This is a genomic window from Phaeobacter sp. CECT 5382, assembly GCF_001457775.1.
In the GTDB taxonomy this organism is placed as follows: domain Bacteria; phylum Pseudomonadota; class Alphaproteobacteria; order Rhodobacterales; family Rhodobacteraceae; genus Pseudophaeobacter.
This window is the reverse complement of the sequence record NZ_CYSG01000009.1, coordinates 24,293-47,626: the sequence shown is the minus strand read 5'-3', so window position 1 is coordinate 47,626 and position 23,334 is coordinate 24,293. Positions and strand designations below refer to the sequence as shown.

Sequence of the window (23,334 nt, the reverse complement as noted above, 5' to 3'; positions counted from 1 at the left end):
CCGAGAAAAATCCCCGGAAAGCTAGCATGACTTAGATTTCAGAACAACTTTGACGTGTCAGCCGCGCCGCCGCCGTCGCCGTCCGCCTGTCGCAGTCCCATCGCCACCGCCGGTGTTGAAATTCACATTCGGCAGGGTGACAACCGAAGCGAGGATCGGGAAGGGTTCAGCGGAGTTCGGAATGGCGGAGGCATTGACGAAATGCTCCTGAAAGCGCGGCTCGACAGCGGTTTCGATCTTTTCGATGCGGCGCACGGTTTCCTCAATTTCGTGCCGCGCATCGGTGTTGAGCAAGGCAATACGGGCGCCAGTTCCGGCGGCATTGCCGGCACTGGTGACCTTGTCAATTTCACAATCGGGAATCATACCAAGTACCATGGCGTGTTTGGCCGAGATATGCGCCCCAAAGGCGCCGGCCAGAACCACGCGATCAACGGTTTCCACGCCGAATTTATCCATCAATAGGCGGGCACCAGAATAGAGCGCCGCCTTGGCCATCTGGATAGCGCGGATATCGGGGTTGGTGATGGTGATCTTGGGGCCACCTTCGGCGCTGCCGTCCCAGACTAGATAGGCATTGGTGCGCCCGTCCTGAATGCAGCGCGGCGTGCCGGTTTGTTCCGCCGATCCGATAAGGCCAGAGGCATCCAAGACCCCAGCCATGCGCATCTCGGCGATGGCCTCGATGATGCCGGATCCACAGATGCCGGTGATTCCGGTGGTGGCGATCGCTTGATCAAACCCGTCCTCATCAGACCAGATGTCCGAGCCGATGACGCGAAAGCGCGGCTCTTTTGTTTCGGGGTCAATTTCAAGACGTTCGATTGCTCCGGGGGCGGCGCGCTGACCGCTGGAGATCTGCGCGCCCTCAAAGGCGGGACCGGTGGGGGACGAACAGGCCAAAACCTTGGTCTTGTTGCCCAGCAGGATCTCGGCATTGGTGCCAACGTCCACGACCAGCACCAGGTCTTCGGACTTATCTGGCGCCTCGGATAGGGCAACTGCGGCGGCATCAGCGCCGACATGGCCAGCAATACAGGGCAGCAGATAGACCCGGGCCGCCGGATGGATGTTGAGGTCAAGTTCTTGTGCGCGCAGGGCCAGCGCATTGGAGGTCGCCAGTGCAAAAGGCGCCTGGCCCAGCTCAAACGGGTCAATGCCAAGAAACAGGTGATGCATCACCGGGTTGCAGACAAAGACGGCATCGACGATGAGATCCTTGTCGATTTCGGCCTCAGCAGCGATCTGGGTGAACAGCGCATTCATGCCTTCGCGCACCGCGCGGGTCATTTCTTGATCGCCGCCCTCGTTCATCATCGAATAGGAGACCCGGCTCATCAGATCTTCGCCGAAACGGATCTGCGGGTTCATGATACCAGAAGAGGCGACGACCTCGCCGGATTTCAGATCACACAGATGGGCGGCAATGGTGGTTGAGCCAAGGTCAACCGCCAGCCCATAGACAGTGCCCTCGTAGTAGCCGGGCCAGATATGCATGATCTTGGGCGGATGGCTGTCATCGCCCAGATGCACTGCAACGGTGACCTTCCACTGGCCTTTGCGCAGGGCAGGCTGCAGACATTGCAGGATATGCAGATCGGTTTTGACACCTTTCAGATCCCATTGGGTTTCCAGCGCCTCTATCAGGCGTTCCATGTCGCCCGAAGGTTTATGCATATCGGGTTCTTCCACCTCGACATAGAACAGACGGGTGGATGGGTTCATGGTGATATCGCGCAGCTCAGCCCGTTTGCGTACCACCTGACGGTGAACCTGGCTTTCGGGTGGCACATCAATCACTACATCGCCCTGGATCTGCGCCTGACAGCCCAGACGACGCCCATCAATCAGCCCGCGCTTGTCCTTGTAGCGCTGTTCAACCTTGTTCCATTCGCTCAGCGCATCATCCGCAACGGTCACGCCATGTTTGGAAAACTCGCCATAAGAGGGCGTGATCTGGCATTTGGAGCAGATTCCGCGGCCACCGCAGACGGAATCGAGATCAACTCCCAACTGGCGTGCTGCCGTCAGAACGGGGGTGCCTGCGGGAAAATGACCGCGTTTACCCGATGGCGTAAAGATGACGAGAGGATCGCTGCTCATGAAGGCACCCCTTGGATTCATATTTGGCTGATCGGACCATAGGGCCAAGCTGCCTCGGGCAAAAGTCGATGAGCGCCATAATTTGTTTCACAGGCGTCATTTTTTGTCGCAGGGCCGGTTTGGAGTGTCACTTGTCTTCTTGCTTTGCCAGCCATTCTAGGATTTCGCCACGGTTGCAGTCCAAACGTGGCGCGGGCCTGCGCGTTGTCGGATCTACCAGCCCTGATAGCTTGATCGGGTTGCCTGCGGCTGTATAGGTGGGCTGGCCGTCTTCGTCGATCACATCCACCACCATGTTGCGGGCTTTGATCTGCGGATCCTTCAGCACCTGTGCCACATCCTGAATCGGACCGGTCGGTATGCCGACCTCGTTCAGGAGCGTGATCCAATGCGCAGCCGGGCGGTCAATCGTCACGGCCTCGATCAGGCGTTTCAAAAGGCGGGCATTTTCACATCTTGCCGGATTGCTGGCAAAGCGTTTGTCTGCCGCCAGTGGCAGCTCCAGCGCGGTGCAGAGCTTTGCGAACAGGGCATCATTGCAGACGGCGCTGACAAACAGACTGTCGTCGGCTTGAAAGGTTTCAAACAGGGTGATCTACGGATGTCGTGCGCCTGAGGGGCGCGGGGCCGCGCCGGTGACCAAAACCTGAAACCGCGCCATAGATGAGCTTTGGAAACTTCGCGTGCAAAGATTCCCAACCGAAGCCCAGACGCTCCATCGCCTTCGCCGGGCTTTTCCACCTTGATGACACGGGTACCAAGATCAGCAAGGCTCAAGGAGACATGGGGACCGGCCAGGACATGTGTAAGATCGACGATCGTGATGCCGTCCTAAGGGGCTGATTTGGAGGCTGAGATAGGAGTCTCCTGACCTATCTGTTCGCGTGTGGCGCAGACATATCCAGTCGCTTGCAGGGGGCCTTGACGCAAATCAGCTTGTAGCGGCTTGATCTTAAAAAGACATGCTGCAGCGCAGGATTTATTGGTGGTGCCTCTTTTCCCCGCCCCACTTCTGTGCAATAGGGTCACCGTCAAACGGGGTTTTGCATAGGGGTAGCAAATGCAGATTCGTGAGGCACTCACCTTTGACGATGTTCTCTTGGTTCCAGGCGCGTCTGACGTCCTGCCCAATACCGCAGATACGCGTACACGCGTCACGCAGACAATTGATCTGAATATACCGCTGCTGAGCTCGGCGATGGATACGGTCACCGAGGCCCGCATGGCGATCGCCATGGCGCAGGCAGGTGGCATGGGCGTGATCCATAAAAACTTGGATGCCGAAGAACAGGCGCGCCAGGTGCGCAGGGTCAAACGCTTTGAAAGCGGCATCGTTTACAATCCAATCACCCTGACTGCAGAGCAGACGCTGGCTGATGCCAAGGCACTGCAGGAACGGTACCGGGTGACCGGCTTCCCTGTGGTTGACGGCGCAGGGCGGGTGATGGGGATCGTCACCAATCGCGACATGCGCTTTGCCAGCGATGACCGCACGCCAGTTTCAGTGATGATGACTTCGGAAAATCTGGCGATGCTGCAAGAGCCCGCCGATCTGGACGAGGCCAAGTCGATGATGCGCGCCCGCCGGATCGAAAAGCTTCTGGTGACAGATGGCAACGGCAAACTGACCGGTCTTTTGACCCTGAAAGATACCGAACAGGCAGTGCTGAACCCCACGGCCTGCAAGGATGAGCTGGGACGCCTGCGCGTTGCGGCCGCAAGCTCTGTCGGGGATAGCGGCTTTGCCCGCTCCGAAGAGCTGATTGACGCGGGCGTTGATATTGTTGTTGTAGACACCGCCCATGGCCACTCGGCCGGGGTGATTGATGCGGTGAAACGCATCAAGGCGCAGTATTCCGGTATTCAGGTCATTGCGGGCAATGTCGCCACTGGTGCTGCAACCCAGGCGCTGATTGATGCCGGGGCTGACGCTATCAAGGTAGGGATCGGGCCAGGTTCGATCTGTACCACCCGGATGGTGGCGGGTGTCGGTGTGCCGCAGCTGACCGCGATCATGGATTGCGCTGCTGCTGCCGGTAATATTCCGGTGATTGCCGATGGTGGCATCAAGTTCTCTGGTGATTTTGCCAAGGCGATTGCTGCTGGTGCTTCCTGTGCGATGGTGGGCTCGATGATTGCCGGTACGGATGAATCCCCAGGCGAGGTGATCCTCTATCAGGGGCGTTCGTTCAAATCCTATCGGGGCATGGGCAGCCTTGGCGCCATGGCACGCGGCTCTGCCGATCGCTACTTCCAGAAAGATGCTGCCAGTGACAAGCTGGTACCAGAAGGTATCGAAGGTCAGGTGCCCTACAAAGGGACTGCAAATGCGGTGATCCACCAATTGGTGGGTGGTCTGCGGGCAGCCATGGGCTATACCGGTTGTGCCACTGTGGATGCGATGCGCAAGGATTGTTCCTTTGTGCGCATCACCGGCGCCGGTCTGAAGGAAAGCCACGTGCATGACGTGCAGATCACCCGCGAAAGCCCGAACTACCGTATCGGTTAAATTGATCCGAGCTTCGGTCTCGGACACTCTGAAAGGACTAATGATGAGCGCTTGTATCTTTGGGGCAGGGGCATGACCCCGGCTGCCCGCCAGCAGGCGGCCATCGAAATTCTTGATCTGATCCTGGATGGCGAAGCGGCTGAAAAGGCGCTGACCACTTGGGGGCGGCGCAACCGCTATGCAGGCTCAAAGGATCGCGCCGCCGTGCGCGACCATGTGTTTTCCGCCCTGCGCTGCCGTCGGTCCTTTGCTGTCCTTGGTGGGTCACAAACCGGACGCGGGCTGGTTCTGGGCGCTTTGCGCGCCGACGGAATTGAACCGGCAACGGTTTTTAGCGGACAGGGCTATGGTCCAACGCCACTGACAGAGGCAGAAGCCGAAGACCCGGAAGGGTTTGCTTCGGATGCCGAGCGGCTGGATATTCCCGAATGGATCTGGCCTGGCTTTGCGACCAGTCTTGGCGCAGAAGTCGAGGCCGCAGCAAAAGCACTGCAAACACGCGCTCCGGTGCATTTGCGCGCCAATCTGCTACGCACCACCCGGGACGCGGCAATCGCGGCACTGGCAGAGGAAGGTATCATTTGCCAACCACATGCCGCTAGCGACACTGCACTGGATGTGACTGAAGGCGCGCGCCGTATCCGCAACAGCGAGAGCTTTGCCGAGGGTCTTGTGGAGCTGCAGGATGCCGCCAGTCAGGCGGTTGTTGACCTACTGCCCTTGGCTGATGGTATGCGGGTGCTTGACTATTGTGCGGGCGGTGGCGGCAAGAGCCTTGCTATGGCGGCCCGCGCCAAGATTTCTCTATTTGCCCATGACGCTGATCCAAACCGGATGCAGGACCTGCCTTTGCGCGCTCAGCGTGCGGGGGCCGACATCACCTGTCTGTCAGAGGATGAAGTGACGCGAAAGGCGCCTTTTGATCTGGTGCTTTGTGATGCACCCTGTTCCGGTTCCGGTGCTTGGCGGCGGGCTCCGGAGGGTAAATGGAGCCTTACCCGTGACAAATTGGACCAGATCTGCGCGGCGCAGCGCCAAATCTTGGACGATGCGGCGGCTCTGGTTGGGGCAAAAGGCCATTTGGCCTACGCGACCTGCTCCATGCTGGATGAGGAAAACAGTCAACAAATTCAAGGTTTCTTGGGGCGAAATGAAGGCTGGGTTGAAAGCGATCAGGCTGCTTGGCAAGTGCACAATGGCACGGATGGTTTTTTTGTCACTGTGTTGACGCGCGTAAGCCCCGGTTGTTAGGTATTTCAACGGGAAAGCTACACCTACCTTAACGTGGCTTTAAGACTTTGGCCGCGTTATGGCCGTGTATTCTCCTGAAGATGGAGCCGAAATGTCCGGTCGCCAAAACTCATCTGTGCCAATGCTGAGGGTCTATCAGCCTGAACACGTCCGCCTCGCGGCGACTTTGGCGTTTTCGATCGGGCTGATGGTCGTGCCGACGCTGTTTTCCTGGCCGGAATGGGTCATGCGGGGACTTCTGGCCGTTGGGTTGACGCTTTTGGCGGTCGCGCTGTTGATGGTGTTTCAGGCGCGGTTGCGGGTCAATGCGCGGGCCATGGCAGTGGAGCTGCTGACTGGCTTCATTGAAAAGGATGCAACGCCAAGCTTTGTCACCGATGATGACGGCGGCATTCATGCCTGTAATCAGGCCGCACAGACCCGGTTTCAGGAAGCCGAGCGCGACACCCTAGCGGGAACGCTGCGGTCGGTTCTGGCAAACCCTTCGGCAGTCTTGTTCCGTCTGCAAAGCCGGGCCCGGTTTGAAGGGGCGGCGCGTGAAGACATCGTGACCCGGCGCGGGCATGTGCGCCTTGCGGTGCACCAGATGAATGGCGGGAGCTTTTTATGGCGCGTTGAAGACGTGGTAGAGCGTCAGGGCGGTGGGCGCAGCGCTGAGGCGGTGCCGATCCCGATGATCACCGTCGGGCGCACCGGCGCGGTTCTTTTTATGAACGAGGCATCGCGCAAGCTGATCGGCGAGCGGGTGAAATCCACTGATCGTCTGTTCCCGATGCTCCCGGTTAGCAGTGGCGAAGTTAATACAATCAGCACCAAGACCGGGCCGGTCGATGTTCTGGTGACAGAGCTGAACCGGACCCAGGGCCGCAGTGAACTGTATCTGATGGAGTTCAACAGTTCCGAGGTTCCGGGCCAGCAGGCCAGTTTTGAACATATGCCGGTGCCTTTGATCAAACTGGCGCCATCTGGTGACATTCTGTCGCTGAACAAGATGGCGATGGCGATGCTTGGAGTGGACAGCCGCGAAAACCTGAAACTGTCGCAGATGATGGAGGGGCTCGGCCGTCCGATGTCGGACTGGTTGCGCGATACTGCGGATGGGCTTGCGTCCAATAAATCTGAATTCCTGCGCCTGTCACGGCCTGATAAGGAGGTCTTTGTACAGGTGACACTGACCCGGGCCGTTGAAGAGGGCGCGACAATCCTGATCGCCGTTTTGAACGATGCGACCGAGTTGAAAACCCTAGAAGCGCAGTTCGTTCAGAGTCAGAAAATGCAGGCGATCGGCCAGCTGGCTGGCGGTGTGGCACATGATTTCAACAATCTTCTGACCGCTATTTCAGGTCACTGCGATCTGCTGCTGCTGCGTCACGATCAGGGGGATCAGGATTTCGGGGATCTGATCCAGATCCATGAAAACGCCAACCGGGCGGCGGCACTCGTCAGCCAGCTGTTGGCCTTTTCGCGCAAACAGACATTGCTGCCTGAAGTCCTGGACGTCCGCGACACGCTGTCTGACCTCACACATCTGTTGAACCGTCTGGTTGGTGAAAAGGTCACTTTGACCCTCAGTCATGATCCGGTGATGCGGTCCATCCGGGCCGACAAACGACAATTGGAACAGGTTCTGATGAACTTGGTGGTGAATGCGCGTGATGCGATGCCCAATGGCGGCGAAATTCGCGTCCGCACCGAGGCGGTGACCCTGGACAAGCCGCTGAAGCGTGACCGGGCATCGGTGCCCGAAGGCAACTGGGTCACTGTGAAAGTCAGCGATGAGGGTGTCGGGATTTCGCCAGACAAGATGCAAAAGGTTTTTGAGCCGTTTTATACGACCAAACGCACGGGCGAAGGTACCGGCCTCGGGCTTTCGACAGCCTATGGCATCATCAAACAAACCGGTGGCTATATCTTTGTCGATTCCGTCATCGACAAGGGCACGACGTTTACTCTGTTTTTCCCTGTCTATCAGGAGGGAGCCGACGAGGCTGAGGCGGAAGTTCCTGTTGAAACCCCAAAAGCAGTGCCCGCACCACAACATGGCGAAGGCGTGGTGCTGCTGGTCGAGGATGAAGCCCCTGTTCGGGCCTTCGCCTCGCGGGCTTTGCGGATGCGTGGCTATACCGTTCTGGAGGCTGAATCTGCCGAAGATGCGTTGCGCACGCTTGAAGATCCCGGCCTGACCGTGGATGTTTTTGTGACGGATGTGGTGATGCCGGGGATGGATGGGCCCAGCTGGGTCCGCGAGGCGTTGAAAACCCGGCCGGACACGCGGGTGGTCTTTGTGTCGGGCTATGCCGAAGGGGCCTTTGGTGAGTCAGAACCGGATGTTCCCAATTCCGTCTTCCTGCCAAAACCGTTCTCTTTGAACCAGCTGACCGAAACCGTTCACGCCCAGCTTCACTAGATCCGCGGGGCATGTCCCCTAGACCTGCCATGATGGCACTTGATTGAAGATGTGATCTTGCCTGTTACGGCAGGGCGTCAAACGATACTTTCGTATAGGCTGAATTCATCTGCTTTCTTGCGTCGTAGACGGGATTCGACCTCGGGTGATAGGGCGATAGCCATCTGCGGGCTTACGTTCATTTTTGCCAGTTCAAAATCTACACTCAGTCGCTGTTGTAGGAAGTTTTGAACGCGGGGCTGGTCTTCGTATCGAAACAAATGGTCGACCTTGCAGCCGTTGGGCTGCGGCGCTAAAAATTTGGCCTGACTTCCAACATTGGCGAAACCGGGCTGCTTTCCCTGGCAGTAGGCCAGCACAAAGTCGTCAAAACTGATGTCCTTGGTGGAGTTTGCTTTGCCATCCAAAAAGGGGCGTTGACGAAACCGGTACCAACTGCCCAGCCAGCTGATCGGCTCGCGCATAACCGCTGCCACTTCTAGCTCAACGTTGCAGACCTTCTGGAACATGGGCCGAATCCAGCGATTGTAACGAAACAGCGGGGCATGCTTTAGCTCTGGCGGGTCGGATATGATTAAATCTGCGCGATCTCTCAGGGCGTCCTGATAGGCCGTTGTTCCGGTCTTTGGAACCGAAAGAAGCACCAGTTTTGCGTCGTGAAACACCAGCATAGTTGCCTCCTTGGGGATGAAAGATCGTTTGATAATAGTGTCAAAGCTTTGTTTATCATCGCCCTTCGGATCTGAATAGGCAAAGTTTGTGATTGCTTTGTTCTCTCTTTGGTCCCATAAAGAACAAGAGGCGAACAAAGCAGTGATTGCCGCAAGCGCAGCTCTATGACACATAGAAGGGGACAAGGGACTATGGCGGATCTTTTGACCATGAAAAACAAAGTAAGCGGTGACAAGCAAAAGGCGCTCGATAGCGCGCTTGCACAGATCGAACGGCAATTTGGCAAGGGCTCCATCATGAAGATGGGCGACGGTGCCATTCAGGAAATCGAGGCGAGCTCGACCGGGTCTCTCGGTTTGGATATTGCCTTGGGCATTGGCGGTTTGCCAATGGGCCGGATTATCGAAATTTACGGACCTGAAAGTTCAGGTAAGACGACGCTGACACTGCACTGTGTGGCAGAGCAGCAGAAACTGGGAGGTGTCTGCGCCTTTGTGGATGCTGAGCATGCGCTCGATCCACAATATGCGGCCAAGCTTGGTGTCGATCTGGATGAGCTGCTGATTTCGCAGCCCGACACCGGTGAGCAGGCGCTGGAAATTACCGATACATTGGTGCGGTCCGGTGCTGTGAATATGGTGATTGTCGACTCAGTGGCAGCCCTGACACCCAAATCGGAACTCGAAGGTGACATGGGCGATTCAAGCGTAGGCGTTCAGGCCCGCCTGATGAGCCAAGCCATGCGCAAACTGACTGGCTCCATCAGCCGGTCGAAATGCATGGTGATCTTCATCAACCAGATCCGGATGAAAATCGGTGTGATGTTCGGTTCGCCCGAAACCACAACAGGTGGCAACGCGCTGAAATTCTATTCTTCGGTGCGTCTGGATATTCGCCGTATTGGGGCTGTGAAAGACCGCGATGAGATCGTTGGAAACGCAACGCGCGTCAAAGTGGTGAAAAACAAGGTGGCGCCGCCCTTCAAACAGGTGGAATTCGACATCATGTATGGCGAAGGCATTTCTAAGATGGGCGAATTGCTGGATCTTGGCGTCGCGGCTGGTGTGGTCAATAAATCCGGATCCTGGTTTTCCTACGGGGATGAGCGGATTGGCCAGGGGCGTGAAAACGCCAAACAGTTCCTACGCGATAACCAGGCCACAGCCTATGATATCGAGGATAAGATCCGCGCCGCCCACGGGCTGGAGTTCGACCGCCCCGAAATCGAGGGTGGTGACGATATTCTCGAAGGCTAAGCCTCGGGTATTTTGATCAAATGGATCTAAAGTGAGGACGTGGCTACGGCTGCGTCCTTTTTACGTGGCCGGGGTTGGTGCGGGCTGTGGACAGGGGGGGATTGGAGGGCTAAACCTCTTGGCAACTCTGAACAATGCCCGCAAAGGGATCGCACTCCATGCCGACGCTGAACGAAATCCGCTCTACATTTCTGAACTATTTTGCCAAACATGGCCACGAGGTGGTCGACTCCAGCCCGCTGGTGCCACGCAATGACCCGACCCTGATGTTCACCAACGCAGGCATGGTCCAGTTCAAGAACCTTTTTACCGGGCTAGAAACCCGCGACTATAACCGGGCGACCACCTCGCAGAAATGCGTTCGCGCCGGCGGCAAGCACAATGATCTGGACAACGTCGGCTATACGGCGCGCCACCATACATTCTTTGAAATGCTCGGGAATTTTTCCTTTGGTGACTATTTCAAAGAAGAAGCGATCACCTTTGCCTGGGATCTGATCACCAAAGAATTCGGCATCGATAAGGACCGTCTGCTGACCACGGTCTATCACACCGATGACGAAGCCTTTCAGATCTGGAAGAAACTTGGAGTGCCAGAGGATCGCATCATTCGCATCGCGACCGCCGATAACTTTTGGCAGATGGGGCCAACCGGTCCCTGTGGTCCTTGCACCGAGATCTTTTATGACCACGGCGATCACATCTGGGGTGGCCCTCCCGGCTCTCCCGAAGAAGACGGCGACCGCTTTATCGAGATCTGGAACGTGGTCTTCATGCAGAACGAACAGTTCGCCGATGGCTCCATGGTGCCGCTGGACATGCAGTCCATTGATACCGGCATGGGGTTGGAGCGGATTGGTGCTCTGCTGCAAGGCAGCCATGACAACTACGATACCGATCTGTTTAAATCCTTGATCGAAGCCTCGGCGGATGTGGCCAATTCAGATCCCTACGGTGATCAGAACGTGCATCACCGGGTCATCGCGGACCACCTGCGGTCTACCTCTTTCCTGCTGGCAGATGGCGTTATGCCATCCAATGACGGCCGTGGCTATGTGCTGCGCCGCATCATGCGCCGGGCCATGCGTCATGCTCATCTGTTGGGTGCAAAAGACCCGGTCATGCACCGCCTGGTGCCCGCGCTGGTCCAGCAGATGGGCACCGCCTATCCAGAGCTGGGCCAGGCCCAGGCGATGATCGAAGAAACCCTCAAGCTGGAAGAAACCCGGTTCAAGCAGACGCTTGAGCGCGGCCTTAGGCTGCTTGATGATGAGGTGTCCTCGCTTGCTGACAAGGCACCGCTGCCCGGTGCCGCGGCGTTCAAGCTTTACGACACCTTTGGGTTCCCACTCGATCTGACCCAGGACGCCCTTCGCGAACAGGGGCGCGAAGTAGATACTGACGGTTTCGAAGTTGCCATGGCTGAGCAAAAGGCCAAGGCCCGTGCAGCTTGGGCTGGATCCGGTGATAGTGCCGATAGCGCCATCTGGTTCGATATCGCTGATAAGCACGGCGCCACCGATTTTCTCGGCTATGAGACGGAAACCGCCGAGGGCCAGATTGCCGCTTTGGTAAAAGATGGTGCCGAGGTCAAAGAAGCCGGGCAGGGCGATACGGTGCAGGTGGTGCTGAATCAGACACCCTTTTATGCTGAATCCGGCGGTCAGGTCGGCGACAGTGGTGAAATTCGAGTTGATGGTGGTGTTATCCGGGTGTCGGATACCAAAAAATCTGCAGGTGTCTTTATCCATATGGGTAAAGTCGTTGAAGGTCTGGTGACTGCGGGTGCCCCGGCTCAACTGACTGTCATGCATTCCCGACGCTCTGCTATTCGCGCCAATCACTCGGCCACACATCTGCTGCACGAAGCCCTGCGTGATGCCCTTGGGGATCACGTGGCGCAGCGCGGATCGTTGAATGCTGATGACCGTCTGCGGTTTGATTTTAGCCACAACAAGGCGCTGAGTGATGCCGAAATCGCCCAGGTGTCCGCCGATGTGAATAACTATATCCGTCAGAACACTGCTGTAGAGACCCGGATCATGACGCCGGACGATGCCCGTGGGCTGGGTGCCCAGGCACTGTTTGGGGAGAAATACGGCGACGAAGTGCGTGTCGTGTCGATGGGCCGTGCCGAAACGGGCAAGGGTCATGATGGCGATACCTACTCGATCGAACTTTGTGGTGGCACCCATGTGCGCCAGACGGGTGACATCGGAACTTTTGTCATTTTGGGCGATAGTGCCTCCTCGGCTGGTGTGCGCCGGATCGAAGCCCTGACGGGCGCGGCTGCATTCGAACATCTGGAGCGCGAAGCAGGCCGCATGGCAGAGGTTGCAGGCGTGCTGAAAGCCCAGTCTGGTGAGGTCATGGATCGTCTGAAGGCGCTTATGGATGAGCGCAAGGCCTTGCAAAACGAGGTATCGAACCTGAAGCAACAGATCGCCCTGGGCGGATCTGGTTCCGAAGGTGGGGCCGAGACCAAAGAGATTGGTGGCAAGAAATTCCTTGCACAGGCGCTTCAGGGTGTCTCCGGCAAGGATCTGCGTGGTCTCATTGACGCGCATAAAACCAATATCGGGTCGGGTGTGATCCTGCTGATTGCCGAAGACGACGGAAAGGTTGCGGTGGCGGCTGGTGTAACGGATGATCTGGTCGGTGATGTCTCGGCTGTGGATGTTCTGCGCGCTGCTGTTCCAGCTGTTGGTGGCAAGGGCGGCGGTGGTCGCCCTGACATGGCGCAGGGCGGTGGCAAGGATTTCTCAGGTGCTGAGGCTGCGATTGCGGCAGCCGAAGCCTTTTTGGCCAGCTAAGCCGCTACTGCGACGGGGCATTTCGCCCAACCAGATGTTTCAGTCCGCCCGCCTGCCTTTGGTTCGCGGGCGGCTTTCATTCAAACTGGACCAATTGGTCAAATTGCAATCGACCTCCGGGAAGAAATGCCTATGCTGCTGGCAAGCAAGGCAGTTATCGGAGGATCCCCCATGCCCGCACTTTGGATTGCACATGTCACCGTCACCGACGAAGAGGCCTATGGCAAATACGCCAAACTTGCTGGCCCAGCCATTGCTAAGGCCGGTGGTGAATTCATCGCCCGTGGCGGTCGTTTTGTTCAGCTTGAGGGCAAGGAACGCCCACGCAATGTGGTGGCAAAATTCCCCAGCGTCGAGGCCGCCGTCGACTGCTACAACAGCCCGGAATATCAAGAGGCGCTCGATCATGCCCGTGGTGCCTCTGAGCGCGAACTGATGGTGGTGGAGACCAGCGAATAGTATCTGCTGTCGGCAAGTATTTAATCTAGGATATCCTAGAGGGCACCCGTTTGTGGTGCCCTTTTTGTTTTCCCGTGGCCGGGATTTACATGTTTCTGAGACATAAAAAAGGGCACCACAAACGGGCGCCCTTTCAATGTGTTCAATCAAAGGTCGGATTAACCGTTGCGGGCCATCCGCTTACGCTCATGCGGGTCGAGATAGCGTTTGCGCAGGCGGATCGAATTTGGCGTTACTTCCACCAGCTCGTCGTCGTTGATATAGGCAATCGCCTCTTCCAGAGACAGCGTGACAGGGGTGGTCAATCGCACAGCTTCGTCGGTGCCCGAAGCCCGAACGTTGGTGAGCTTTTTACCCTTCAGCGGGTTCACTTCCAGATCGTTTTCACGGGAGTGTTCACCAATGATCATGCCGGTGTAGACATCGACTTGTGAGCCGATGAACATCTTGCCGCGATCTTCCAGGTTCCACAGCGCATAGGCCACGGACTGGCCGCTTTCCATGGACAGCAAAACACCAGCGCGACGACCCGGGATAGAGCCCTTATGCGGAGCCCAGCCGTGGAAGACGCGGTTCAACACGCCTGTACCGCGCGTGTCGGTCAGGAACTCACCGTGATAGCCGATCAGGCCGCGCGACGGCACATGAGCGATGATACGGGTCTTGCCGGCACCGGCAGGACGCATTTCGACCAGCTCACCCTTGCGGGCACCGGTGATTTTCTCGATGACTGCACCGGAGTATTCGTCATCCACGTCGATGGTTGCTTCTTCGATTGGCTCCATGCGGACGCCATCGACTTCTTTCATCAGAACCTGTGGGCGCGAGATCGACAACTCAAAGCCTTCGCGACGCATGTTCTCGATCAGAACACCCATCTGGAGTTCGCCACGACCGGCGACTTCAAAGGCATCCCCACCGGGAGTGTCGGTGATTTTGATTGCGACGTTGCCTTCGGCTTCTTTCATCAGGCGGTCACGGATGACGCGCGACTGAACCTTTTTACCGTCACGACCTGCCAGGGGGCTGTCGTTGATGCCAAAGGTCACGGTGATGGTGGGTGGATCAATCGGCTGCGCTTCCAGGGGTTCTTCCACGGCCAGGGCACAGATGGTGTCGGCCACGGTTGCTTTGGACATGCCGGCAAGCGAGACGATATCGCCAGCCTGGGCTTCATCGATGTCCTGCTGGGCCAAGCCACGGAAGGCCTGAATTTTGGTGACGCGGAACTGTTCGATCTTTTGGCCGATGCGGGACAGGGCCTGCACGGTCGCGCCAACCTTCAGGGTGCCAGTCTCAACACGGCCGGTCAGCAGACGGCCAACAAAGGGGTCAGAGCCCAGTGTTGTAGCCAGCATGCGGAAATCTTCGTTCTGGTGCTTGATCTGCTTTGGCTCTGGCACGTGGTTCACGATAAGATTGAACAGTGCGTGCAGATCCTTGCGGGGACCGTCGAGTTCTGCATCGGCCCAGCCAGAGCGGCCAGAAGCATACATATGTGGGAAGTCGAGCTGATCTTCGGTGGCGTCAAGCGAGGCAAAGAGGTCAAAGCACTCATCTAGGGCACGGTCAGGCTCGGCGTCACCTTTGTCGACCTTGTTCAGCACCACAATGGGGCGCAGACCCAGGGCCAAGGCCTTGGAGGTCACGAATTTGGTCTGTGGCATCGGGCCTTCGGCAGCATCCACCAGCAGGACAACACCGTCTACCATCGACAAGATACGCTCAACTTCGCCACCAAAGTCGGCGTGGCCGGGGGTGTCTACGATGTTGATACGGGTGCCGTTCCATTCCACCGAGGTGGGTTTGGCAAAGATGGTAATGCCCCGTTCGCGTTCCAGGTCGTCGCTGTCCATGGCACGTTCTGCCACAGCCTGGTTTTCGCGAAAGGCGCCGGATTGTTTCAGAAGCTCATCGACCAGGGTGGTTTTCCCGTGGTCCACGTGAGCAATGATCGCAATGTTGCGCATGTCCATGACGTCGTCAGCCTTTGTAAGGAAGTTGCGCCGCCCATAGCCCGATACAGCGCCAAAGGCCAGCAGAAATGCGCTCTAAACCGGTTCAACTGCAAAAGCTGCAACTCTGCCGCAGGTTTGAAGGCTATTTTGGCTTCGTAGGGAATTCTTCAGTGGGTAGAAGAATTCGAGAACAGATGAATGACCAAAACGCCAGTTACGATCAATCCGATGCCCAACATCGCCGGAAGATCCAGTTTTTGACCAAACACAACTAGACCAATGAGGGCGATCAGCACAATGCCGACCCCGGCCCAAATCGCGTAGACGATGCCGACCGGCATATATTTCAGGGTCTGTCCCAAAAGGTAGAAGGAGATACCGTAGGAGAGAAGTACTAGCAGCGAAGGTCCCAGCCGGGTGAATTGCTGACTGGCCTGCACGGCAGTGGTGCCGATGGTTTCAGCGATAACCGCGAGAGCAAGGTAGATATAGTGAACAGGCATCGTCGCATCCTTTGGATAGGCACGGAGGTGGGAAGGCGTCTGCTGGCCTCTTTGCATGAGCCAGCGCATCTTAGCAATTGCCTCCGTTGATCTCGGCCTGCATCTGTTCGACGCTGTCTGTTGCGCTCGCTGTACCCAGCCAGTCAGCTTTCTCAGGGAGATCGCCAGACGGTTCGAAGACTTCTGGTGTTGCAGGGGTGAACAGGTACCTGTGCGGTCGGTGGTGTCGACGTTTTGCGCAAGTGCAGGTAGGTCGACGCCAAGACTGGAACGCCTTCAGTTTTTCATACCTCACGGTTCTGGCCCCAGGGACCCCAAGACCTCGGGGGTGATTTTCTCGGCGCTGGTTGGGCTGGTCTGCATCGTGTTTTTGTTAGGAGTTGACTACCTATGTGTCGCTGGGCTGCCTATCTCGGATCGCCGATTTTTCTAGAAGACATCATATCGCGCCCGGGTCACTCCCTGGTCGCCCAGAGCCAGGAAGCCACAGAGTGCAAGACAAGTACCAATGGTGATGGGTTTGGCGTTGCCTGGTACGGCCACAAAGAGCAGCCAGGGCTGTATCGCGATGTTTATCCTGCTTGGTCCGATACCAACCTTCGCGCCGTGGCGCAGCAGGTGAAATCCGGCCTGTTCCTATCGCATGTACGTGCCTCCACCGGATCGGCCATAAGCCGGAACAATTGCCATCCTTTCGCTGCAGACCGCTGGACGTTCATGCACAACGGACAGATCGGTGGCTTTGAGAATTTTCGACGCTACGCCGATATGTGTGTCCCGGATGAGCTCTATAGCCATCGCAAAGGGGCTACCGATAGCGAAGTCTTGTTTCTGATTGCTCTCAAGGAGGGGCTGGACCGCGACCCACTGGTTGCCCTGGAACGGGCTGTTGCCAAGATGGAAGCCTTGTCACGCAGTCGTGGAACAACACCGCACATGCGGCTCTCGGCAGCGTTGTCAGATGGTCATGCTCTTTATGCAGCGCGCTATTCCTCAGATCATTTGGCGCCGTCGCTTTACTATCGCTGGAGTGAAACCCATCAAGGCTGGGCTGTGGTCTCGGAGCCTTTGGAGCAGGACCAGGCCGGGTGGCAGGAATTGAAACCGGGTGAATTCCTGACCCTTACCCGTTCCGGAGTACAAGTCTGCCCCTTTGATCCGGCCCTTTGATCCGGATAGTCACGAAGTTGACCAAATCTGCGAAGACTGACCAGCAGTTTCCGTAGGCGGACCGGAGCTTCAGCAGCTGTGAGGCGAAGGGGCCAAGCGGAACGCCGTCTTCTAAAGATTGCATTTTCACGATCTGGCGCGCAATTCTTCCACGAGGCGGATTGATCCTAATTTTATGGGCCTTTGATGATTGGAGCGCCACGTTGTTCTCCGTTTTGGCCGGAACTGTGGCCGGAAAAATGTATTTCAGTAACGTATTATGAACTTTCGCCAGCATAACTGCTTTGGAAGGCGGATCTATGCGGCATCTGATTTTTTGTTCCCTGGCGTTTTTGTCGATGCTTCTGGCCCCGGTTCTGGTGCTGTTCGGAAGCAATTCCCTGCGGGCTGGTGAACCAGTGCTGGTTGTGACCCTCCCCTGGGGGCCAAGTGCTGCTTCGATCGTCTCAAGCGCGGGACTGTTCGAAATCTCGCCGGAAACAGCGCCTTTTGGGGCGTTGACGGTTTTAACAAATCCCGCTGATGCCAAACGGCTTAGGGAAAATGGTGCCTGGTTTGTTTTGGATGGGAAAACGGTTGCACAGCTTTGTGCGCAATAGCTAGAGGATAGGCGGTTCAATGCGTGAACTTGACCAGAATGAGAATATGGCAGGTCGCTCGGGTCAGCGGCAATTTCAGATCGTTGCGATCTGGGCCTTGATGCCGGCGCCGACACTGGTTGCCCTATTTTTGAACCCGGCAATGGACTGGTATGTCCTGACCGCGCTCAGCCTCGCAGTTGGCGGGCTGGCTTATCTAACGCAGAAGATGCCCGAAACACAGCGAGACTTTGTTCTGGCCTTTTGCTTTGTCGCCCATAGTGTGCTGTTTTCGACTTCATTTACCGGGCACGCCTGGCAAATTGACAGCCACATGATGTATTTTGCTGTTCTGGCAGTGGTTTCAACCCTGTCCAATCCGGCCGCCATGCTGTTTGCCGCCGGACTGATTGCCGTGCATCATATCTCCTTTAGCCTGTTGCTTCCCACGCTGGTCTATCCGGGCGGGACACTGATGGACAACCTGTACCGAACCGTTCTTCATGCTGTTATCGTGGTGATGGAAACTGCCATCTTGTTGATCAGCATGCTGCAGCGTCGTGCTGCGGATGCCGCCCTTGAACAACAGCAAGTCGCGGTGCGCGAACAGGCAGAAAAGGCCGAACACGCCCAGGATGAAGCGCTGCGCAGCAAGCAGGATACTGAAAATGTCGTAACCGTAGTGGGCACCAGCCTGCAGCGCATGTCTGCAGGTGAGCTTTGCGCCCATATCGACACGGCTTTCCCCAGTGAATACGAAGCCCTGCGTAATAACTTCAACAGCTTGTCTGAAAGTCTGACCGGCAGCCTTGGCCTTGCGGTATCGATTTCCGGTGAATTCCGCAGCAATGCGGAATCGGTATCTGAATCAGTCCAAAGCCTGTCTGCCCGGACCGAGTCACAGGCGGCGACATTGACGCAGACCACATCTGCCCTGACCGAGCTGAGCGAATCCGTCAAGAAAAGTGCAGAGGATTCGTCGCAGGCGGCAAGCAATGCGCGCACGGCCTATGATGGTGCTTTGAAGAATGGCGAGCTGATGGCCAAAGCTGTCGACGCCATGGGCAGCATCGAGAAATCTTCTGGAGAGATCTCGACTATTATCAATGTGATCGAAGATATTTCCTTTCAGACCAACCTGCTGGCCCTGAATGCCGGGGTCGAGGCCGCAAGAGCCGGCGAAAGCGGTCGCGGATTTGCTGTTGTGGCGGCCGAAGTGCGTGCCCTGGCGCAGCGCACGGCGACCGCCGCCAATGAGGTGAAATCACTGATCAGTACCAGCGCGTCACAGGTTCAGGATGGATCTGAACTGGTCAATCAGGCAGGCGAGGCGCTGCAGGATATCGTGACAGGTGTTTCGGATACCAACCGGTTGATCGAAGCCATTTCGGGAACAGCGGCTGAACAGGCGTCGGCCTTGTCGGAAATGGCCACCGCCCTAGGCACGCTGGACGGGGCAACACAGACAAATGCGGCTATGGTCGAAGAGATGACCGCGATGAGCATGACCATGGATGAAAAAGCCCGCGAGCTTGCGGGAAGCCTGTCTAACTTTCAATTGGAAGAGAGTGCTGCTGTGTCATGGTCAGCCGCCGAAGGAGACCAGCTAAGAGCTTTCGGATAAAGACATCTGTCGGTGTGAGACATGAGGAGCGCGCTGCGCAAAATAGAGTGGGAGCCTGTTTCAGGCTCCCATTTTGTTTGAGAGTTTTTGCGCAGGCGTAAATTCAGCCAAAGGCGATGGCATTTCTATCAATGTTCACTCAGCCAATGGCGCGATGGCAATCGATCTAGTGACGGCCAGCGGCTTTGAACCAGGGGGTGATTTCTGCGCGTACATAGTTCCAGACCTCTGGTGCACCACGGCTGACTTTGACGCCAACGCGGGCCTCGACTTGTGCCAGTGAGACGTCATAGTCGATCCAGCTGCCGCCACCATTCAGAAGATTCAACAGAACCGGCTGTACGCGATCAATGGATTTCGCAAAGACAGCATCAGGGCTTTCAGCGGCTTCAAACTCTGTCCAGATCTGGTGAAAGACACGGCCCTGATCGCTGGGAAGCAAGCCAAATAGACGCTCTGCGGCCAGCTGTTCCCGGACCTCTTGCGCAGCCTGCACAGCTGGATCCTGTGCCCCGTGGATGGGGGTGTCACCAGCGTCTATCTCCACGATGTCATGCAACAGCAGCATGTGCAGGACCCGCGCAATGTCGATCTCCTCGTGGGCGTGCTCTCCCAAAATCCAAGCATATAGCATGATGTGCCAGCTGTGCTCGGCAGAGTTTTCAGCCCGTGAGCCATCGCCAATCCGGGTGGCTCGTTCAATACCTTTCAGGGCATCGGCCTGGTTCAGAAATGGCAAATGACTGTCGAGGCCGGTGCTATCCTGAGCAACGGTTTCTCCGAGCAGATCAAGCGCATGATAAAAGGCATGGGGGAACCCATGTTGCAGGGCGGCAGCCCGCCCGCCAAACAGGTTCTCGCGCACGACGACGATATGGTCGGGCAATGGGCTTGCGCCATAAAGCGTCTGAAAAATCGGTTGGCAGTGATCTAGACGTTTGGCAAACAGCGCGTCAGCGCTTTCGCTGGCTTCGAACTCTGACCAAAGTGCTTGTAATCTGTCGCCCTGATCTGGCGGCAGAAGTCCAAAAAGCCGGGTGGCCGCAGCCTGTTCCGCCTGCGCAACCGCTGTCCAGTCTACGGCATCACTGATCGGGTGATCACCGGCGTCAATTTCAACCAGATCATGTAGCAAAAGCATTTGTATGACACGGGTGATATCAACGTCCAGATCGGCAAATGGCGCCAGAACAAGCGCATAGAGCGCCAGATGCCAGCTGTGTTCCGCTGAGTTTTCACGTCTGGAACAGTCCAGGATCAGGTTTTGGCGTTCAATGCCACGTAGTTTGTCGGCTTCCAGCAAAAAGGCAAACTGAGCCCTGATCCGATCGCTCATTCGCGCGCTTTCTGTTCGAGATCTTTTTGAACCCTGGAGAGCTTGTCTGCAATGAATTCGCGGGCTTTTCGTTCGGCAAGCCGCACTCGCATTTCCGTCAGAAATGCTTCTTCCAGAGATTGCGAGGCCGCCCCAAGCACCTGGGCGACCTCCATGTAGAACCGATCCTCGCCGATGGCGTCTTGGACCTTGAGCGTATCGATAGCCAGTTTCTCACCCAGCGTTTCGATGGTTCCCATTATCTGCTGTTCTCCGTCAAACGGCGTTTCACGTAGTCGGTGGTGTGAGTCATCAGCGTATCCATGTGCTCACCCTGGAAGAAGTGATCAGCCCCTTCGACCTCGGTATGAGTGATGGTGATACCCTTTTGTTCGTGCAGCTTGTTCACCAGACCGACGGTATCCGCAGGGGGGGCTACACGGTCGGCGGTACCATTGATGATCAATCCAGAAGCCGGGCAGGGTGCCAGGAAAGAAAAGTCATACATATTGGCGGGCGGTGCGACCGAGATGAATCCGGTGATTTCGGGTCGGCGCATCAAAAGCTGCATGCCGATCCAGGCGCCGAACGAGAAACCCGCAACCCAGCAATGCTTGGAGTTGTTGTTCATCGATTGCAGGTAGTCCAGTGCGGAGGCCGCGTCGGACAGCTCACCAATACCCTGATCATATTCGCCCTGCGACCGACCTACGCCACGGAAATTGAACCGAAGAACGGTGAATCCCATATTGTAGAATGCATAGTGCAGATTGTAGACGACCTTGTTGTTCATCGTGCCACCGAACTGCGGATGCGGATGCAGAACGATTGCGATGGGGGCGTCTTTTTCTTTTTGCGGGTGATAGCGGCCTTCCAGGCGGCCTTCGGGTCCGGGAAAAATGACCTCAGGCATGGGTGGGTGGATCCTACTCTTATTTCTGCAGATGCTGTTCAGGAATACTTGACGAATTCCATCAGTCATCTTAGAACAATTCTAATTGCTGGCGCAGGCCATTGCATTGCACCGTCAAGCTGAGATACGCATTCGCGCGTTCAAGGTCAATGTTTACGCGGCTGATCTGGCTGTTTGGAGAGATGGAAAGATGAAGCTTTCTACCAAAGGGCGTTATGCCATGGTCGCGTTGACGGATATCGCGCTGCAGCCAGAGGGCTCTTTGGTGGTGCTTGGCGACATCTCCAAACGACAGGATGTCTCGCTGCCCTATCTGGAGCAGCTCTTTGTCAAACTGCGCCGGGCTGGGCTTGTGGCCTCGGTACGTGGCCCAGGCGGCGGCTATCGTCTGGCGCGCCCAGCCTCGGAAATTCGCGTGGTTGATATCCTGAGTGCCGTGGATGAAACCGTCGACGCGATGCACAAAGGGGCAGGGGCTTCGGGGGCGACCAGTGGTAGTCGCGCGCAATCGCTGACAAATCGCCTTTGGGAAAGCCTGAGCGCACATGTCTATGTGTTTTTACATCAGACGCGCCTGTCGGATGTGATTCAAAATGATCTGGCGCCCTGTCCGGCGGTGCCGAACCTGTTTTCCGTAGTGGATGCGGAAGAAGACGCGAAGTAACGGATCTTGATCTTACCGCCGACAAAACGGCATGTGGTGCAGGGTTTGGTGATTGAGGCCGATCGGGAAAGTTGAACGGGAAAACATGACTCTATGACGCGGGTTTATCTGGATCATAACGCAACGACACCGCTTTGCGCCGACGCGCGTCAGGCGATGATTGCGGCTATGGATGTCTGTGGCAACCCGTCATCGGTCCATGCCGAAGGGCGTGCGGCCACGGCTGTTGTCGAGCGGGCCCGCGCGCAAGTCTCGGCCGCCCTTGGTGCCGATGGGGCAGATATCGTTTTCACGTCGGGTTCAACCGAGGGCGCTTCACTCGCTTTGGCTGGGCGTGATCTGCATGGTGCTGCGATTGAGCATGATGCCGTAAGATCTTGGATAAATGAGGATATATCGGTTTCACCCAAAGGGGTGGTCAAGGTTCAGGTGCCTGAAGAGGCGACCTTGCAATTGGCCAATTCCGAAACCGGGGTTATTCAAGACCTGCCACAGGGCCTTGCGGTCAGCGACGTAACGCAGGCCTTTGGCAAGCTACCGCTGGCCTTTAATTGGCTGGGCGTGCAGATGGCGCTTGTTTCGGCGCATAAGCTGGGTGGCCCCAAGGGCATCGGCGCAGTTGTGATGAAACGGGGCACTGATCTGGCCGCACAGATCCGCGGTGGCGGTCAGGAAATGGGCCGACGGTCCGGCACTGAAAACGTCATAGGCATTGCCGGTTTTGGAGCCGCTGCCGAAGCAGCAGCCAAACAATTGGCGGATGGTACCTGGGAACAGGTGCAGATGCTGCGGGATCTGATGGAAGAAGCCCTTGTGGCTGGCGCCCCAGAGCTTATTTGTGTTGCAAAAGGTGCTGCGCGTTTGCCGAACACCAGTTGCTTTGCGGTACCCGGCTGGAAAGGGGAAACCCAGGTGATGCAGATGGATCTAGCTGGCTTTGCCATCAGTGCCGGATCTGCCTGTTCCAGCGGCAAGGTGCGCGCCAGTGCGGTGCTCACTGCGATGGGATTTGATGAAGAAACCGCCCAGGGTGCCGTGCGCGTCTCCCTTGGGGCTGAAACAACAAAAGATGATGTGCTGCGCTTTGCTGAAGCGTGGCTCCAGAAACACAAGAAACACTGCGCCCGCGTGGCGTGACT

At 56.9% G+C, this 23,334-nt stretch carries 18 protein-coding genes and 1 pseudogene; 11 read left to right on the top strand and 8 right to left on the bottom strand.

The genetic code is table 11. The features are described from left to right. Nucleotides 1-57: 57 nt before the first annotated feature. Together PH5382_RS11280 and PH5382_RS19480 are read right to left on the bottom strand one after the other, a co-directional pair. On the bottom strand, nucleotides 58-2,103 hold the full coding sequence (locus PH5382_RS11280) for an ASKHA domain-containing protein (RefSeq protein WP_058334488.1): 2,046 nt from the start codon (nucleotides 2,101-2,103) through the stop codon (nucleotides 58-60). Between the two features lie 127 nt (nucleotides 2,104-2,230). Then, nucleotides 2,231-2,928: pseudogene (locus PH5382_RS19480) on the bottom strand (CoA transferase). A 235-nt stretch (nucleotides 2,929-3,163) separates the two neighbouring features. Here PH5382_RS19480 and guaB point away from each other — a divergent pair. The 3 genes from guaB (at nucleotide 3,164) to PH5382_RS11250 (ending at nucleotide 8,270) form a co-directional block, all read left to right on the top strand. Then, nucleotides 3,164-4,612: an IMP dehydrogenase gene (guaB, locus tag PH5382_RS11260; protein WP_058334484.1), complete on the top strand. Its 1,449-nt coding sequence runs from the start codon at nucleotides 3,164-3,166 to the stop codon at nucleotides 4,610-4,612. A 72-nt stretch (nucleotides 4,613-4,684) separates the two neighbouring features. Next, nucleotides 4,685-5,863, top strand: a complete 1,179-nt coding sequence (locus tag PH5382_RS11255; protein WP_058334483.1) for an RsmB/NOP family class I SAM-dependent RNA methyltransferase — start codon at nucleotides 4,685-4,687, stop codon at nucleotides 5,861-5,863. A gap of 91 nt (nucleotides 5,864-5,954) precedes the next feature. After that, nucleotides 5,955-8,270: an ATP-binding response regulator gene (locus PH5382_RS11250; RefSeq protein WP_058334482.1), complete on the top strand. Its 2,316-nt coding sequence runs from the start codon at nucleotides 5,955-5,957 to the stop codon at nucleotides 8,268-8,270. Between the two features lie 77 nt (nucleotides 8,271-8,347). Here PH5382_RS11250 and PH5382_RS11245 read toward each other — a convergent pair whose 3' ends face one another. Further along, nucleotides 8,348-8,941, bottom strand: coding sequence for a hypothetical protein (locus PH5382_RS11245; RefSeq protein WP_058334481.1), 594 nt, complete (start codon nucleotides 8,939-8,941; stop codon nucleotides 8,348-8,350). Nucleotides 8,942-9,133: 192 nt separating this feature from the next. Here PH5382_RS11245 and recA point away from each other — a divergent pair, with 192 nt between their 5' ends. The 3 genes from recA to PH5382_RS11230 all read left to right on the top strand — a co-directional run bounded on the left by recA (nucleotide 9,134) and on the right by PH5382_RS11230 (nucleotide 13,470). Then, nucleotides 9,134-10,198, top strand: a complete 1,065-nt coding sequence (recA, locus tag PH5382_RS11240) for a recombinase RecA (protein WP_058334480.1) — start codon at nucleotides 9,134-9,136, stop codon at nucleotides 10,196-10,198. 158 nt (nucleotides 10,199-10,356) lie between these two features. Continuing rightward, nucleotides 10,357-13,011, top strand: a complete 2,655-nt coding sequence (alaS, locus tag PH5382_RS11235) for an alanine--tRNA ligase (protein ID WP_058334591.1) — start codon at nucleotides 10,357-10,359, stop codon at nucleotides 13,009-13,011. A gap of 171 nt (nucleotides 13,012-13,182) precedes the next feature. Further along, nucleotides 13,183-13,470, top strand: a complete 288-nt coding sequence (locus tag PH5382_RS11230) for a DUF1330 domain-containing protein (RefSeq protein WP_058334590.1) — start codon at nucleotides 13,183-13,185, stop codon at nucleotides 13,468-13,470. A 158-nt stretch (nucleotides 13,471-13,628) separates the two neighbouring features. On the opposite strand, the gene typA is transcribed toward PH5382_RS11230, so the two are convergent. Together typA and PH5382_RS11220 are read right to left on the bottom strand one after the other, a co-directional pair. Then, a complete protein-coding gene (gene typA, locus PH5382_RS11225) occupies nucleotides 13,629-15,446 on the bottom strand; it encodes a translational GTPase TypA (protein ID WP_058334479.1) in 1,818 nt (605 codons plus the stop codon). Nucleotides 15,447-15,595: 149 nt separating this feature from the next. Continuing rightward, nucleotides 15,596-15,931: an SMR family transporter gene (locus PH5382_RS11220; RefSeq protein ID WP_058334589.1), complete on the bottom strand. Its 336-nt coding sequence runs from the start codon at nucleotides 15,929-15,931 to the stop codon at nucleotides 15,596-15,598. A 390-nt stretch (nucleotides 15,932-16,321) separates the two neighbouring features. Here PH5382_RS11220 and PH5382_RS11215 point away from each other — a divergent pair, with 390 nt between their 5' ends. The 3 genes from PH5382_RS11215 to PH5382_RS11205 all read left to right on the top strand — a co-directional run bounded on the left by PH5382_RS11215 (nucleotide 16,322) and on the right by PH5382_RS11205 (nucleotide 19,303). Next, the gene (locus tag PH5382_RS11215; RefSeq protein ID WP_058334478.1) at nucleotides 16,322-17,101 is read left to right on the top strand and encodes a class II glutamine amidotransferase; all 780 of its coding nucleotides are present in this window, start codon (nucleotides 16,322-16,324) and stop codon (nucleotides 17,099-17,101) included. Between the two features lie 299 nt (nucleotides 17,102-17,400). Continuing rightward, complete coding sequence (locus PH5382_RS11210; RefSeq protein ID WP_058334477.1) at nucleotides 17,401-17,700, top strand: hypothetical protein; 300 nt, start codon at nucleotides 17,401-17,403, stop codon at nucleotides 17,698-17,700. 19 nt (nucleotides 17,701-17,719) lie between these two features. Next, nucleotides 17,720-19,303, top strand: coding sequence for a methyl-accepting chemotaxis protein (locus tag PH5382_RS11205; protein ID WP_058334476.1), 1,584 nt, complete (start codon nucleotides 17,720-17,722; stop codon nucleotides 19,301-19,303). 166 nt (nucleotides 19,304-19,469) lie between these two features. Here PH5382_RS11205 and PH5382_RS11200 read toward each other — a convergent pair whose 3' ends face one another. Genes PH5382_RS11200 through PH5382_RS11190 form a run of 3 tightly spaced genes read right to left on the bottom strand, consistent with a single transcriptional unit; the run spans nucleotide 19,470 to nucleotide 21,531 of the window. After that, nucleotides 19,470-20,639 carry an HD domain-containing protein gene (locus PH5382_RS11200; protein WP_058334475.1) on the bottom strand — a complete coding sequence of 390 codons (1,170 nt, stop codon included), beginning with the start codon at nucleotides 20,637-20,639 and terminating at the stop codon, nucleotides 19,470-19,472. Then, entirely contained in the window at nucleotides 20,636-20,878 is a 243-nt protein-coding gene (locus PH5382_RS11195) for a hypothetical protein (protein WP_058334474.1), read from the bottom strand. The genes PH5382_RS11200 and PH5382_RS11195 overlap by 4 nt, the downstream gene beginning before the upstream one ends. Continuing rightward, a complete protein-coding gene (locus PH5382_RS11190; protein WP_058334473.1) occupies nucleotides 20,878-21,531 on the bottom strand; it encodes an alpha/beta hydrolase in 654 nt (217 codons plus the stop codon). Before PH5382_RS11190 ends, PH5382_RS11195 begins: the two co-directional genes overlap by 1 nt. A 190-nt stretch (nucleotides 21,532-21,721) precedes the next feature. Here PH5382_RS11190 and PH5382_RS11185 point away from each other — a divergent pair, with 190 nt between their 5' ends. Continuing rightward, complete coding sequence (locus tag PH5382_RS11185) at nucleotides 21,722-22,195, top strand: Fe-S cluster assembly transcriptional regulator IscR (RefSeq protein WP_058334472.1); 474 nt, start codon at nucleotides 21,722-21,724, stop codon at nucleotides 22,193-22,195. 93 nt (nucleotides 22,196-22,288) lie between these two features. After that, nucleotides 22,289-23,332 (top strand): cysteine desulfurase family protein, encoded by a 1,044-nt coding sequence (locus PH5382_RS11180; protein WP_058334471.1) that lies wholly within the window; start codon nucleotides 22,289-22,291, stop codon nucleotides 23,330-23,332. Nucleotides 23,333-23,334 lie beyond the last annotated feature (2 nt).